Raw genomic sequence first — 13,426 nt, 5'->3', positions numbered from 1 at the left:
TCACGAGGCCGCGTCGGACAGGGTGACGGTCTGCCACCCGCGAGGAAGGCCCTGCGTGTCCGCGGTGCGGGCGGCGTTCGTGCTCTTCATCGTCCGCAACGTCCACGCGGCAGGGGCGCTCGTCGCGTCGCTGATGTTGACGTTCATCGAGAAGACCGTGCCGGGCGCCGGGGGAGTCGCCAGCTGCAGCGACGACCAGGGCACCCGGACCTCGAGGTCGTAGCCGCTCACGGCATCGGCCCTCCCGACCGTGATCTCCGGGTGGCGTGTGCCCACGACGAACGTGCCGCGCGCTGCCGGGTTGATCGCCGCGACCCCCGAGCTCGGCGCGTCGCTCGAGAGTCCCACCATGACGTCGACGTCCTGGCCGGGGCGCGTCGTCGCCGAGGGGGAGAGCCGACGGGCGTCCGGACCGAACTCGAACGAGAACCCGTCCCCGTTGAAGTACGCGCCCGGCTGGGCCGCGTCGACACCGCGCAGGTCCGCGTCGTCGACGTGCACCCGGAGGTAGAGCGCCCCGGTGTCCCAGACGACCTGCCAGTCGCCGCCGAACGCCCGCTGCGGGGTGCCGCGCTGGGCGACGACGTGGGAGATGGGGAGCGTCGGCACGCCGTCCCAGTCGCCGAAGTCGCCGTCGATCGAGGGCGTCGTCGTGGCGCACCCGGCGACGAACGTCGTCGCCGCGGGCGTGGCGCCCGAGGCCGCGGGAGCACCGCACGCGGAGGTGCCGCCGGACGTCGCCCCGGAGAACCACCGTGGTGCCTGGGTGAGACCGACCCAGAGCAGGGCGACGAGGACGACGAGACCGACGAGACCGGGCACCAGACCGCTGCGGCCGCGTCGGTGCCGGTCGGGCTCGGCCTCCTCGCCGGACACCAGCTGAGGCTCCGGCTCTGCCGCCAGCGCCGGCTCCGGCTCTGCCTCCGGGTCCGGCTCCGGCCGGGACGTTGGGCGGACCCGCTCGAGCAGCTGCGTGACGTCCTCGTAGTCCGGGTGCTCGGACGCGATCTGCTCGAGCAGCGGCAGGGCCGTCGCCGGGGCGCTCGCCTGAAGCGCCCCCTTCGCGGCGTCGTACAGGGACTCGAGGCGGCTCCCGGGTCGTTCGGCCCGGGCCGCGGCCCCGGCCGTGAACGAGAACGGCTGTTCGGCGCCGGAGCGGAGCAGCACCGCGGTGCCCCATTCCGAGGCCTCGTCGGACACCGCCATCGCCTTGCGCACCTCGCAGATGGCGGCGTCGATCCCGAGGCCGCGCGTCAGGAAGTAGTAGAACTCGTGGCTGAAGACGAGGGCAGCACGGTCGGAGATCTCGGTCTGCATCGCCACGACTGCCGGCAGACCCTGGCGCACGAGCGCCTGCGCGACGCCGGAGAAGGCGTCGCGCCCGGACGAGCGCGCGCCCTCGCACGCGTTGAGCACCGCGAGCTGCATGGTGCGGGCGTCGTGGAGCAGGGTCCCCAGCCGCGCCCCGGACACGCGGTGCGCCGTGCCGTCGTCGCGCTCGAGGACGAGCACGCCCTCCTGGGCCTCCTGGTCGAAACCACCGTGACCGATGAAGTGGAAGACGTGGAAGTCGTCGAGCAGGGCGCGCTGGAGCGCCGTCAGCGTCGCCGCCTCGAGCACCGTGACCGTGAGCCGGCCGCTCGCGACGAGGTCGCCCGTGGTCGCCATGAGCAGCTCCCGCTCGCGGTCGACCGCGAGCTCGGGCAGGTCGCTCGGGCTCGAGATCATGACGAGCACGCGCAGGGGCGCCTCGACCCGGACGACCGGTGGCCGTTCGAGCGAGTCGAGCAGCCGGACGACCGGTGTCTCCTGCGAGAGCGTGAGGAACCGGCCGAGTGCCGTGTCGTAGAGGTACTCCCACGGGACCGGGTCGAGGTCCGGCACCGCGTCGAGCCGCAGGCGGAGGCGCAGGTCCCGACCCTCGCTCCGGGCCGCGTCGAGACTGTCCCGGAAGGCCTTGCCCACCTCACCGGAGAGCAGGGCGTCACCGAGCCTCCGGCCGTACTCCCTGACGTCGAGGACCCGTGCCTCCGCCGGCACGAGCCGCCTCGAGGACACCCGCGGTGGCCCCACCGCGACCATGAACTGCGCGAGGTCCGTGGCCACGAAGGGGAGGGTGAAGGGGACCGAGGCCTGGCCGACGGGCGACGCGAGGACGCGGGCGGCATACCCCTGGCCCTCGCGGGTCACGGCGACGTCGAAGTCGAGATAGTCACGGCTCATGGCGATCCTCTGTCCGCAGGAGCGCGCCTGCACTCGACAGTACGCCGCGGGTGGCGGGCTGATACCTCGTTTCGGCCGAGGGCGGCCCGTGGGTAGGTCGGATACCGAGCGCGCGAGCCGCGTTCGCGGACGAGGGAGCCGTACCCGCACAGCGACAAGACGGCCAGATCGGATCGTCGTGCACTGGCTCGCCCTCATCCTCTCTGGCACGCTGGAGGCCGTCTGGGCCACCGCGCTCGCCGCCTCGGACGGCTTCCGCCGTCCCCGCCCGACCGCCCTCTTCGGGGGCGCGCTCGTGCTGAGCATGGTCGGGCTCGCGTGGGCCATGACAGCCCTCCCGGCCGGGACGGCGTATGCCGTGTGGGTGGGCATCGGGGCCGTGGGCACCGTGCTGCTCGCCGTCGCCCGGCGCGAGGAGCGGCTCGGATTCGCCCGTGCCGCACTGCTGCTCGTGCTCGTCGCCTGCGTCGCCGGTCTCAAGGCGGTGGCGTGATGCCGTGGGTCGTGCTGCTCGCCAGCGCCGTCCTCGAGGCGGTCTGGGCCTCGGCGCTCGCCGCCTCCGACGGCCTCTCCCGACCGGCGCCGGCCGCGCTCTTCCTCGTCGCGGGCGCCCTGAGCATGGTCGGGCTCGCCCGCGCCGTGCGCTCGATCCCGATCGGGACGGCGTATGCCGTGTGGACCGGCCTCGGCGCGGCGCTCACCGTCACGTGGGCCATGACCACGGGGGGCGAGGCCTTCTCGGCCGCCAAGGTGCTCCTGCTCGCCGGGATCGTCGCCTCGGTCATCGGTCTCAAGCTCGTCGGCCACGAACCGCCCAGGTCGCCCCGGTCGCCCCGGTCGCCCCGGTCGCGCCGATCGACGGACGGGCCCCCGCCACAGGGCTAGGGTCGCGGCCATGGGTTCCTGGTGGCTCGAGGCGGTCGGCTGGGCCGGGTCTGCGGTCCTCGTGTGGTCGCTGTTGCAGACGCAGCTGCGACGGCTCCGGCTCATCAACCTCGTCGGCTGTGTCGTCCTGATCGTCTACAACGCCGTCAACCACGTCTGGCCGATGGTCGGCCTCAACGTCGTGCTCGCCGGCATCAACATCGTCCAGCTGACGCGGATGTCGCGACAGAAGCACGACGCCGGTGCCTACGAGGTGCTCGAGGTGGCTGGTGACGACACGTACCTGCGGCACGTGCTGCGGGTGCACGAGGGCGACATCCGGCGCTACAACCCCCAGTTCGTGCACGACCCCTTCGCGGGGGACCCGTCCTACCTCGTCCTCCGCGGCGACGAGACGGTCGGCGTGGTGCTCATGCACGACGCGGGTGGGGGCACCGCGCAGCTGCTCCTCGACTGGGTGACTCCACGTCACCGGGACCTGACGCCGGGGGAGTTCGTCTTCGGGGCGGAGGGCCCGTTCCGGCGCCGCGGGTTCCGGCGGGTGCTCACGCCTCCCGACATGGTCGAGCCGTACTACGAGAGTCTCGGCTTCCGCCGCGACGGCGACGCCTACGTGCTCTGACCGACGTCTGCCGTGCGACTGGGCTCGACTGCGGGAGTGGGTGATCCACCGCACGGTCCCAGGTCAGGCGACGTCGGCCGGCCTACGCTGGAGGTGGGAGCCGTGTGGGTCCGCTGCACGGCGGCCCGCGAAGGAGCGGTGAGCCCGATGACCGCGAACCAGATCCCGGTCGACCCCCACCCGGACGTGCCCGACCCGACCGTCGACCGCGTCGTTGCGCCCCAGGAGGACCTGCGCGGCAGAGCCCTCGGCCGGCTCAAGAAGAAGGCGGACTTCCGGATCCACCTGCTCATCTACGTCCTCGTCAACGCGATGCTCGTCCTCATCTGGGCCATGACCGGGGCGGCCTTCTTCTGGCCGGCCTTCGTCCTCGCCGGCTGGGGCATCGGCCTCGTGGCCAACGCCGTGGACGCCTACGTCGTGGACGAGCCGACCGAGCAGCAGATCGAGTCCGAGATGGAGCGGCTGCGTCGGCGGTGACCCGGAGTCAGGGTCGACGGGAGGCGTCGGGTGCGCCCTGCGGACTCCCCGACGTCGACGGGCTGTCGTGCTCGCCGCCTCCGGCGCGGTCGTCGGCGTCACCGGGCTCACCGGGCTCACCGGGCTCACCGGGCTCACCGGGCTCACCGGGCTCACCGGGCTCACCGGGCTCACCGGGCTCGGCCCGGCTCGCCAGGGCGATGCACCCGGCGAGGGTGACGACGAACGCCGCAGCCGCCCACGGGGCGCGCCCCGGCGCGACCCGGTCCCCGAGCGCCGCCAGGCCCACTGCCGCGGGCAGGACCGTCTCGGTCGCGAACGTCAGTGCGGCGACCGTCGTGACGCGGCCCCGGGTCAGCGCCATCCCGTAGGCGACGGTCGCCAGCACCGCGTGGACGACGAGGGCCCAGGCCAGCCCGTCGGTGGCGAGCGCCCACACCGGGGAGGGGATCACGAGGAGGCGGGCGGCGACGCCGACGCCGCCGAAGCCGAGACCCGCGGCGATGCTGAGCAGGACGGCACCGTGTCGCCGGTCGCGGACACCGGCGACGAGCAGGGCCCCGACGAGCACGGCAGCGACGAACAGCCACCACGTCGCTGCAGGCCCCGCTTGCACGGCGGGTCCGTCCGCTGCCGTGAGGGCCAGGCCGGTGAGGCCCACGCCGACCGCGAGCAGCCCGACGACCTCGGGCAGTCCGAGGCGGACGTGCAGGACGAGCACCGACAGCACGGCCGTGACGGCGACCGACGAGGCGACGGCCGACTCGACGAGGAAGAGGGGCAGCGTGCGCAACGCCGCCACGGACGCGAGGAAACCGAGCCCGTCGAGAGCGAGGCCCACGGCATACGGCCACCCGGCGCGGATGCGCCCGGTGACGGCCGTACCGGCCGGCAGGGCTGCAGCGCGGCGGACGCCCACCGCCTGGAGCACGGTGGCCGCGCCGTAGGCGAGCGCCGCGAGGAGGGCGCCGATCAGACCGAGCGTCACCCGGCCATCGTCCCAACGGCCGCTGGGAAGCCGCTCAGAGCACCCGCTGGCACTTGCTCATGAAGCGGTCGGGGTCCACGACCGCGCGGTGGATCTCGCCGCGGGCGAGCTCCTCGCCGTCGGAGTCCTTGACGGTGACGTGGCACACGAGCCGGCGCCCGTCGTTGATCGGCTCGGCGCACAGCACGGTGATCTCTGAGCCGACGGCGCTGCCCTTCACGTGCTCGATCTTCACCGTCGTCCCGACCGTCGTGTGGTCCGAGTCGATCGTCTGCTGGCAGACCTGGAAGGCGGCGTTCTCGCACCACGTGATGAGACGCGGTGTAGCGAGGACGTCGAGGTCACCACTGCCGACCTTGGCGGAGGTGTCGTCGGCGGTGACCGTGTGCTGGAACTTGCGCATGGGCATTGGACGAGTCTGGCAGACAACGCCACGTTCGCCGACTCGTCTCGACAGGTGGTGGACCCCGCAGCCGAGCAGCGGGCAGCGAGCGGGCGACGGGGCGGCGCGGAGGGCCTGCGCTAACCTTGGCACCATGGCTGGCCTGCTGCTTCTTCCGCAGCCGCGTTGACGAAGGTCGGGACTCCCGACATCAACGCGGCTTCCCCTCCTGTGCGAGGGGTTTTCTTTTGCCCGGGCCCAGCAGCGACGAAAGAGAAGACATGAGCGAGCAGACGAACGACACCCCGTTCCGCTACACCGCCGCGATGGCGCAGCAGATCGAGACCGCCTGGCAGGACCGCTGGGAGGAGGAGGGCACGTTCAACGCGCCCAACCCGGCCGGACCCTGGGCCGAGCCCGAGAAGGTCGCCGCCCGCGGCGAGAAGCTCATCGTCCTCGACATGTTCCCCTACCCCTCGGGCGTCGGCCTGCACGTCGGCCACCCGCTGGGCTACATCGCCACCGACGTCTACAGCCGGTTCCACCGGATGCTCGGCAAGAACGTCCTGCACGCGCTGGGCTACGACGCCTTCGGCCTGCCCGCGGAGCAGTTCGCCGTCCAGACCGGCCAGCACCCTCGGAAGACCACCGAGGAGAACATGACGAACATGAAGCGCCAGCTGCGCCGGCTCGGGCTGGGCTTCGACAACCGCCGCACCTTCGCGACGATCGACGACGACTACTACCGCTGGACGCAGTGGATCTTCCTGCAGATCTGGGACGCGTGGTACGACACCGACGCCGTGCGCGAGGACGGCGGCCGGGGCAGGGCGCGCCCGATCAGCGAGCTCGTCGAGGAGTTCGAGTCCGGCCGTCGTGCCGTCCTCGATGCCGAGGGTCGCGGCTGGGCCGACCTGTCCGCGACCGAGCGCGCCGAGGTCCTCGAAGGCTACCGCCTGGCCTACACCGACGAGGCGCCCGTCAACTGGTGCCCGGGCCTGGGCACGGTGCTGTCCAACGAGGAGGTCACCAACGAGGGCCGTTCCGAGCGGGGCAACTTCCCGGTCTTCCGGCGCAACCTCAGCCAGTGGAAGATGCGCATCACGGCGTATGCCGACCGGCTGGCCGACGACCTCGACGGGGTCGAGTGGCCCGAGAAGGTCAAGCTCATGCAGCGCAACTGGATCGGCCGGTCCAAGGGCGCCCGCGTCACCTTCCCCGTCGTCACCGCCTCGGGCGAGCAGCACGGCATCGACGTCTTCACGACGCGCCCCGACACGATCTTCGGCGCGACCTTCATGGTCATCGCGCCCGAGCACCCGCTCGTGGACTCCCTGGTGCCGCAGGGCAGCTGGCCCGATGGCACCAAGGAGGCCTGGAAGGGTGCGGACACCGACGCGAGCGCCACCCCCGAGGCGGCCGTGACGGCATACCAGCTCGCAGCGTCCCGCAAGGGCGACGTCGAGCGCCAGACCGAGGGCAAGGACAAGACCGGTGTCTTCACTGGCTCGTGGGCCACGAATCCCCTGACGGGAGAGCGCATCCCGGTCTTCGTCGCCGACTACGTCCTGATGGGCTACGGCACCGGCGCGATCATGGCCGTGCCCGGCCAGGACACCCGCGACTGGGAGTTCGCCGAGAAGTTCGACATCCCGATCGTCCGCACCGTGCAGCCGACGGAGGGCCACCCCGACGACGAGCCGTTCCTCGGCGACGGCGTCGCCGTCAACAGCTCGAACGAGCGCATCTCGCTCGACGGGCTCCACGTCGCGGACGCCAAGGCGAAGATCATCGACTTCCTCGACGCGGAGGGCATCGGCGAGGGCACGATCAGCTACCGCATCCGCGACTGGCTCTTCAGCCGCCAGCGCTACTGGGGCGAGCCGTTCCCCATCATGTTCGACGAGGACGGGGTGGCGTATGCCGTCCCCGACGACGAGCTGCCGCTGACCCTTCCCGACGTGCCCGACTACAGCCCCAAGACGTTCGACCCCGACGACGCGCAGAGCAGCCCGGAGCCGCCGCTGTCGCGCGTGCCCGAGTGGGTGCAGGTCGAGAAGGACCTCGGCGACGGCCGCGGGCTGCGGACGTTCCGCCGCGAGACGAACACGATGCCCAACTGGGCCGGCTCGTGCTGGTACTACCTGCGCTACCTCGACCCGGCCAACCACGAGGCCTTCGTCGACCCGGCCAACGAGGCGTACTGGCTGGGCCGACACGACACGCCCGTCGAGGGCGCCCCGGCCGGCACGCGCGACCCGGGCGGCGTCGACCTCTACGTCGGCGGCGTGGAGCACGCGGTGCTCCACCTGCTCTACGCCCGTTTCTGGCACAAGGTCCTCTTCGACCTCGGCCACGTCAGCAGCGAGGAGCCGTTCCGGAAGTACTTCTCGCAGGGCTACATCCAGGCGTACGCCTACACCGACAGCCGCGGCCAGTACGTCACCGCCTCGGAGGTCGAGGAGCACCCCGGCAGCCACGGCGCGGAGCCGACGTTCACGTGGGAGGGCCAGCAGGTCAACCGCGAGTACGGCAAGATCGGCAAGTCGCTGAAGAACTCCGTCAGCCCCGACGAGATGTACGACGTCTACGGCGCCGACACCTTCCGCGTCTACGAGATGTCGATGGGCCCGCTCGAGCTGAGCAAGCCCTGGGAGATCCGGGCCGTCGTCGGCAGCCAGCGCTTCCTGCAGCGACTGTGGCGCAACGTCGTCGACGAGGCGACCGGCGAGGTGCGCGTCGTCGACGCGGCGCTCGACCAGACGCTGACGACGCAGCTGCACCAGACGATCGCCGGGGTCCGCGAGGACTTCGAGGGCCTGCGCTTCAACACGGCCATCGCCAAGCTCATCGAGCTCAACAACGCCGTGACGAAGCTCGACGCCCCGCCGCGCGAGGTCGTCGAGGCGATGGTCCTCATGCTGGCGCCCGTCGCCCCGCACATCGCCGAGGAGATGTGGCAGCGCCTCGGTCACGAGGGCGGGGTGGCGTATGCCGCGTTCCCCGTGAGCGACCCAGCCAAGATCGTGCTGGAGCAGGTCACCTGCGTCATCCAGATCAAGGGCAAGGTGCGGGACCGGGTCGAGGTCAGCCCCGACATCTCCGAGGACGAGCTGCGCGAGCTGGCGCTCGGGCGTGAGAAGGTCAGGGCGGCCACGGAGGACGGGATCCGGACCGTGATCGTCCGGGCCCCGAAGCTCGTCAACGTCGTGCCGATGTGACGAGCTGACCGACGACGGAGGGAGCGTGACGTGACCACGAGGATCGTCACCGACTCGACGGCCTACCTGCCCGAGGAGGTCCTCGAACGGCACGCCGTCGATGTCGTGCCGCTCCACGTCGTCGTCGGTGGTCGCGACCACGTCGAGGGGCAGGACATCTCCGCGACGCAGGTCGCGGCGGCCCTGCGCGAGTACACCGTCGTCACGACGTCGCGGCCGACCCCGGAGGTCTTCGCCGAGACCTACCGGCGGCTCGTCGACGACGGGGCGACGGGCATCGTCTCGATCCACCTGTCGTCGCAGATGTCGGGCACCGTCGAGGCGGCCCGGCTCGCCGCGTCCGAGGCGTCCGTGCCGGTCGAGGTCATCGACAGCGAGACGATCGGGATGGCCATGGGGTTCGCGGTGGTCGCCGCCGCCGAGGCGGCGGCCGGAGGCGCCGACCTGCCCACGGTCGTCGAGGCCGTGCACGCCCGGCTGGGACCGTCCGGCGTGCTCTTCTACGTCGACACCCTCGAGCACCTGCGTCGTGGCGGCCGGATCGGCGCGGCCTCGGCGCTGCTCGGATCGGCCCTCGCGATCAAGCCGATCCTCGCCGTGCGGGGTGGCCGCATCGTGCCCGTCGAGAAGGTGCGCACCTCGTCGCGCGCGGTGGCGCGCATCGAGGCGATGGTCGTCGAGCAGGTCGCCGCCGGCGGCACCGCCGTCGACCTGGCCGTCCACCACCTCGACGCCCGCGCCCGCGCCGACCAGATCGCCGGCGAGCTGCGCGACCTGGTCCCGGGGTCGCCCGAGGTCCTCGTCGTCGAGCTCGGGGCGGTCGTCGGGGCGCACGTGGGCCCGGGCACCGTGGCCATCGCCGTCTCACCACGCCCCGGCGAGCCGCTGCCCCGGACCCCGTCACCGGGTGAGGCCACCGAGTCGTGAACCCCGCCACCGTGCTCACCTGGGCCGTCGGCATCCTCGCCGCCTTCCTCATCGGCTCGCTCAACCCGGCGACGATGATCGCGCGCGTGCTCGGCAAGGACCTCGCGTCGTCGGGGTCGGGCAACCCCGGCGCCACGAACGCGGGCCGGGTCCTGGGCCGCAAGTGGGGGGTCGTCGTCGGCGTGCTCGACGTGCTCAAGGGACTCGTCCCGACGTTCGTCGCGGGCCATCTCCTCGGTGCCCACGCGGCCTACGCCGTCGGGATCGCGGCCGTGCTCGGGCACATCTGGTCGCCGTTCCTCAGGGGCCGCGGGGGCAAGGGCGTCGCGACGACGTTGGGAGCCATCCTCGGGGTGCACCCGTGGGTGGCGCTCGTCGTGCTCGTCGTCTTCGGGGTCGCCGTCCTCGTCACGCGGTGGGTCGCCGCCGGCTCCATCTTCGGTGCCCTGTCCATGGCGGTCGTCGCTGTCCTCATCTGGACCGGGCACGCCCCGGGGGACGTGTGGACCGGTCTCTGGCTCATGGCGATCGGGTTGCTCGTGATGCTGCGCCACCAGAACAACGTCGTCGGCTGGTGGCGGCAGCGGCACGTCAGCTGACCCGGTTCAGCCTCCCGCACCGCCACCCGTGGCGGCGCGACCCGCACCACCGGTGCCCGTTCCACCGCCGGCCCCTCCGGTCCCTCCGGCGGCGCCCCCGCCACGACCTGCGAAGCCACCACCGCCCAGCCCGCGCAGGCCGGTCGTCTGGTTGGACGGCAGGGCGGCCGAGGCGTCGGCCAGCACCACGCGGTCACCCGGCTGGAGCCCGGAGAGGACCTGCGCGAAACCACCGCCGACGGCGCCGACGGTGACCGCCCGCGAGGCCGTGCCGGTCGCGGTGCCCGAGAGGACCTGGACGACGGCAGAGCCCGACTGCACCCCGGACAGAGCCGACACCGGCACGCGGTCCGCGTCCGGCGCCTGCGCGACCGTGATCGCGACGGACACGACCGACCCGCTCGCCATCGACCGGGTGGGGTTGGGCACGACGACCGTGGCGGGATAGGCCGGGGTCGTCGCGGTCGAGGATGCCGGCAGGAGGGTCACGCTGTCGACCGTGCCCGGCACGGCGGAGACGTCACCGGCCGGTGTCACGTCGGCCGCGAGCCCCGAGTGCACGAGGCCCATGTCGGCCAGGGGCACGTCGACGGTCACGTCGGCGGCCCCGGACCCGACGACGACGATGCCCGTCGAGGCCGTGGAGGCCTGACCGACGGAGAGGTCGATGCGACCCACGGTGCCCGCGATCGGCGCCTTGAGCGTCGCTCCGGCGAGGTCGGACCGCGCCTGGGTGACGGCGGCCTGGTCCTGCAGGATGGCCACCTCGTCGGAGGCGACCCGCGTGGCCGGGCTGCCACCGCCTGTGCCGCCACCACCAGCGCCGCCACCACCTGTGCCAGCTCCCGTGCTGCCTCGCGTGGTCACGCCGGCCGGCGTCGTAGACGTCCGCGAGGTGCCGCTGGCCGACGTTCGGCCGGTGGAGCTCGAGGCGCCGCTGGAGCCCGTGGTGCCTGAGGTGCCAGGAGCACGGCCCGTCGAGGGGGCGCCGGACGCCTGCCCGGCGGCTGCGTGCATGACGACGGTGAGCTCGTGGACGATCTGCGTGGCGAGCGTGCTCATGGCCGACTCAGCGGCGTGCTGCGCCGAGGAGACCGACGCCATCGCGGCTGCGCAGGTGCGCAGCTGGTCCGGCGTCGGCGTGCCCCCGCCTCCGCCCCCGCCGACAGGCGGAGGGCTCGTGGGCGAGGCAGTCGTCGTGGGCGTGCTCGTCGCGGTGCCCGTCGGTGTGCTCGTGGGGGAGCCCGTCGGGCCGCCGGTGGCGGTCGGCGCGGGCGTGCCGGTCGTCGTCGGTGCGGTCGTCCCGCCGACCGTCGGCGTCGCGGTGGAGCTCGTCGGGCGGGAGTAGGCCGCGGGGTTGGCCCGGGCCGCGCCCGACGTCGTCGGCGCACCGGTGGGGCCGGGCGATCCACTGGGTGGCCGGGTGTGGCCGCCACCTGACGAGGGCGTGCCGATCACCGGGGCGCAGGCCTGCTCCTCGGCGAGCAGCGCCTGCTGGGCCCGGGCCAGCGAACGCTCCATCGCGCGCGTGCTGAGTGGCGGGAGTCCGGATCCGCCGGTGGACGAGTGGCCGCCCGCGGCCGCGCCCGATCCGCCGGAGCGACCGGTGCCGGTCGTGCTCTTCGTTCCCGTGCCCTTCGTTCCGGTCGTGCTCTTCGTTCCCGTCGTGCCTGCACCGGATGACGTGCGGGAGGAGGTCGAGGCGCTGCGGCTCGTCGTCCCGACGCTTCCGCTCGAGCCCGTGGTCGAGCCGCCGCCGGACGCGCTTCCGGAGGCCGACCGGGTCGTGGTGCCGGTGCCGGTGCCCGTGCCTGCCGTGCCCGTGGTTGAGCTGGTGGTCGTCGTCGCGGTCTGGTCGGCGATGAGCGAGGCCTCGTCCTGCGCCAGGGTCGCCTGGGCCGCGAGGAGGGCTGCCCGGAGCGCCGTCGGGTCGATGGTGGCCAGGGACTCTCCGGTCGAGACGTGGTCGCCGACCGCGACCCCGATGTGGGTCACGGTGCCGTTCGCCGGGAAGGTGGTGGTGACCTGGTCGACGCGTTGGGCGGTCCCGGTCAGGGTGAGCACCTGGTCCACCGGGCCCCGGCTCACGACGGTCGTGCGGTAGTCGGCAGCCGCTGCGCTGCTGGTGCTCGCCGAGGCGGTGTAGACGCCGCCGGCGACGAGCAGCACGGCGAGCAGGCCGGCGCCGGCGACGAGCGGCCCCCGCCGGACTCCGGTGCGCTCAGGCATTGCCGGCCCCCGCTGTGCTCGGGGCGCCGGTGCCGCGTCCACCGCCGAAGCGTCCACCGAAGCCGCTCTGGCACGTGCCGTTGGTGGGTGCGCTGACGGCGATCGACCTGGCGGTCAGGGCTCCCGTGTCGTCGGTACGGCCCTGGGCCGTGACGCACACCCCGACCTTGACGGCGCTCGCGCTCGCCGCGGCGAGGCGGGTGAAGGTCGTCGAGGACGTGTAGTCGACGGTCAGCGGAGTGACGGCGCCGCCGCCGGCCTGCCCCACTGGGGAGACGGTGAACTGTCCGGATCCCACGGCGGAGACGGTGCCGACGGCACCGAAGCCACGACGTCCGGCACCGCCGCCGGCGCCCGATCCCGGGGTCGCCGGTGCGCTGGGGGTGCCCGACGGGCGGGCGCCGGTCCGGCCGCCGAAGCCACCGAGCGCCCCGAAGGAGCAGCTGCCCCCTTGCCCGGGCAGCAGCTCGACCGTCGCGGCTGCCACGGTCGTGGTCGGGGTGCCCGTGCTGCCCGAGCCACCGGTACCTGCGGCCCCCCGGGCCGGGCGAGCCATGACGCACTCGCCGACCTTGACGGCCGCAGCCGTGGTGGCGACCTGGGCGGTGAAGCGCGTCGTCGAGGTCCAGCTGACGGCAGTCTGCTGCGTCGCGCCCTGCACCTGCGCCGTCGTGCCGCTCACCGCCGCCACCAGCCCGGAGACACCGGGGAAGCGCCCGCCACCGGGACCCGGCGCGGTGGGCGAGGTTCCGGCGGCGGGGGTCTGTCCCGAGCCGGTGACGGACGCCGACTGGGCGGCGCCGCTGCACCCGGCGAGCCCGAGGGCTGCGGCTGCGGCGACGATGGCGAACACGGTGCGCTTCATGGGGA

At 73.2% G+C, this 13,426-nt stretch carries 12 protein-coding genes and 1 riboswitch; of the genes, 7 read left to right on the top strand and 5 right to left on the bottom strand.

Features of this window, described 5'->3' with window-relative positions; all coding sequences use genetic code 11:
- Window positions 1-2,223 (bottom strand): CHAT domain-containing protein, encoded by a 2,223-nt coding sequence (locus tag TAE01_RS04605; RefSeq protein ID WP_147063891.1) that lies wholly within the window; start codon window positions 2,221-2,223, stop codon window positions 1-3.
- A 103-nt stretch (window positions 2,224-2,326) separates the two neighbouring features.
- Window positions 2,327-2,392, top strand: a riboswitch (guanidine-III (ykkC-III) riboswitch).
- Window positions 2,393-2,401: 9 nt separating this feature from the next.
- Here TAE01_RS04605 and TAE01_RS04600 point away from each other — a divergent pair.
- The 4 genes from TAE01_RS04600 to TAE01_RS04585 all read left to right on the top strand — a co-directional run bounded on the left by TAE01_RS04600 (window position 2,402) and on the right by TAE01_RS04585 (window position 4,210).
- Complete coding sequence (locus TAE01_RS04600) at window positions 2,402-2,716, top strand: DMT family transporter (protein ID WP_147063889.1); 315 nt, start codon at window positions 2,402-2,404, stop codon at window positions 2,714-2,716.
- Window positions 2,716-3,108 carry a DMT family transporter gene (locus TAE01_RS04595; protein ID WP_147064109.1) on the top strand — a complete coding sequence of 131 codons (393 nt, stop codon included), beginning with the start codon at window positions 2,716-2,718 and terminating at the stop codon, window positions 3,106-3,108. The genes TAE01_RS04600 and TAE01_RS04595 overlap by 1 nt, the downstream gene beginning before the upstream one ends.
- 10 nt (window positions 3,109-3,118) lie before the next feature.
- Window positions 3,119-3,730: a YgjV family protein gene (locus TAE01_RS04590; RefSeq protein WP_147063887.1), complete on the top strand. Its 612-nt coding sequence runs from the start codon at window positions 3,119-3,121 to the stop codon at window positions 3,728-3,730.
- A gap of 147 nt (window positions 3,731-3,877) precedes the next feature.
- Window positions 3,878-4,210 (top strand): 2TM domain-containing protein, encoded by a 333-nt coding sequence (locus TAE01_RS04585; RefSeq protein WP_246111134.1) that lies wholly within the window; start codon window positions 3,878-3,880, stop codon window positions 4,208-4,210.
- 7 nt (window positions 4,211-4,217) lie between these two features.
- On the opposite strand, the gene TAE01_RS04580 is transcribed toward TAE01_RS04585, so the two are convergent.
- The gene (locus tag TAE01_RS04580; RefSeq protein WP_186815036.1) at window positions 4,218-5,198 is read right to left on the bottom strand and encodes a DMT family transporter; all 981 of its coding nucleotides are present in this window, start codon (window positions 5,196-5,198) and stop codon (window positions 4,218-4,220) included.
- Between the two features lie 34 nt (window positions 5,199-5,232).
- Window positions 5,233-5,607, bottom strand: coding sequence for a thioesterase family protein (locus TAE01_RS04575; RefSeq protein ID WP_147063883.1), 375 nt, complete (start codon window positions 5,605-5,607; stop codon window positions 5,233-5,235).
- Between the two features lie 254 nt (window positions 5,608-5,861).
- On the opposite strand from TAE01_RS04575, the gene leuS reads away from it, so the two are divergent.
- The 3 genes from leuS to plsY are packed head-to-tail and all read left to right on the top strand — an operon-like array spanning window position 5,862 to window position 10,327.
- Entirely contained in the window at window positions 5,862-8,801 is a 2,940-nt protein-coding gene (leuS, locus tag TAE01_RS04570; RefSeq protein ID WP_147063881.1) for a leucine--tRNA ligase, read from the top strand.
- Between the two features lie 30 nt (window positions 8,802-8,831).
- Window positions 8,832-9,728 (top strand): DegV family protein, encoded by an 897-nt coding sequence (locus TAE01_RS04565; protein ID WP_147063879.1) that lies wholly within the window; start codon window positions 8,832-8,834, stop codon window positions 9,726-9,728.
- A complete protein-coding gene (gene plsY, locus TAE01_RS04560; protein WP_147063877.1) occupies window positions 9,725-10,327 on the top strand; it encodes a glycerol-3-phosphate 1-O-acyltransferase PlsY in 603 nt (200 codons plus the stop codon). Before TAE01_RS04565 ends, plsY begins: the two co-directional genes overlap by 4 nt.
- A gap of 6 nt (window positions 10,328-10,333) precedes the next feature.
- Here the strand turns inward: plsY and TAE01_RS04555 are convergent, their stop codons facing one another.
- A complete protein-coding gene (locus tag TAE01_RS04555) occupies window positions 10,334-12,556 on the bottom strand; it encodes an efflux RND transporter periplasmic adaptor subunit (RefSeq protein WP_147063874.1) in 2,223 nt (740 codons plus the stop codon).
- A complete protein-coding gene (locus TAE01_RS04550; protein ID WP_147063872.1) occupies window positions 12,549-13,421 on the bottom strand; it encodes a DUF5666 domain-containing protein in 873 nt (290 codons plus the stop codon). The genes TAE01_RS04555 and TAE01_RS04550 overlap by 8 nt, the downstream gene beginning before the upstream one ends.
- Window positions 13,422-13,426: the final 5 nt, after the last annotated feature.

It is taken from the genome of Terrabacter aerolatus, from assembly GCF_007991735.1.
GTDB lineage: Bacteria > Actinomycetota > Actinomycetes > Actinomycetales > Dermatophilaceae > Terrabacter > Terrabacter aerolatus.
Note: the sequence above shows the minus strand (reverse complement) of the source record. Positions and strands in the feature narration are given on the sequence as shown.

Bases quoted from the DNA above. Each gene is read 5' to 3' on its own strand.
- TAE01_RS04605 (WP_147063891.1), bottom strand. From the start codon at position 2,223: ATGAGCCGTGACTATCTCGACTTCGACGTCGCCGTGACCCGCGAGGGC.
- TAE01_RS04595 (WP_147064109.1), top strand. From the start codon at position 2,716: ATGCCGTGGGTCGTGCTGCTCGCCAGCGCCGTCCTCGAGGCGGTCTGG.
- TAE01_RS04590 (WP_147063887.1), top strand. From the start codon at position 3,119: ATGGGTTCCTGGTGGCTCGAGGCGGTCGGCTGGGCCGGGTCTGCGGTC.
- TAE01_RS04585 (WP_246111134.1), top strand. From the start codon at position 3,878: ATGACCGCGAACCAGATCCCGGTCGACCCCCACCCGGACGTGCCCGAC.
- TAE01_RS04575 (WP_147063883.1), bottom strand. From the start codon at position 5,607: ATGCCCATGCGCAAGTTCCAGCACACGGTCACCGCCGACGACACCTCC.
- leuS (WP_147063881.1), top strand. From the start codon at position 5,862: ATGAGCGAGCAGACGAACGACACCCCGTTCCGCTACACCGCCGCGATG.
- TAE01_RS04555 (WP_147063874.1), bottom strand. From the start codon at position 12,556: ATGCCTGAGCGCACCGGAGTCCGGCGGGGGCCGCTCGTCGCCGGCGCC.
- TAE01_RS04550 (WP_147063872.1), bottom strand. From the start codon at position 13,421: ATGAAGCGCACCGTGTTCGCCATCGTCGCCGCAGCCGCAGCCCTCGGG.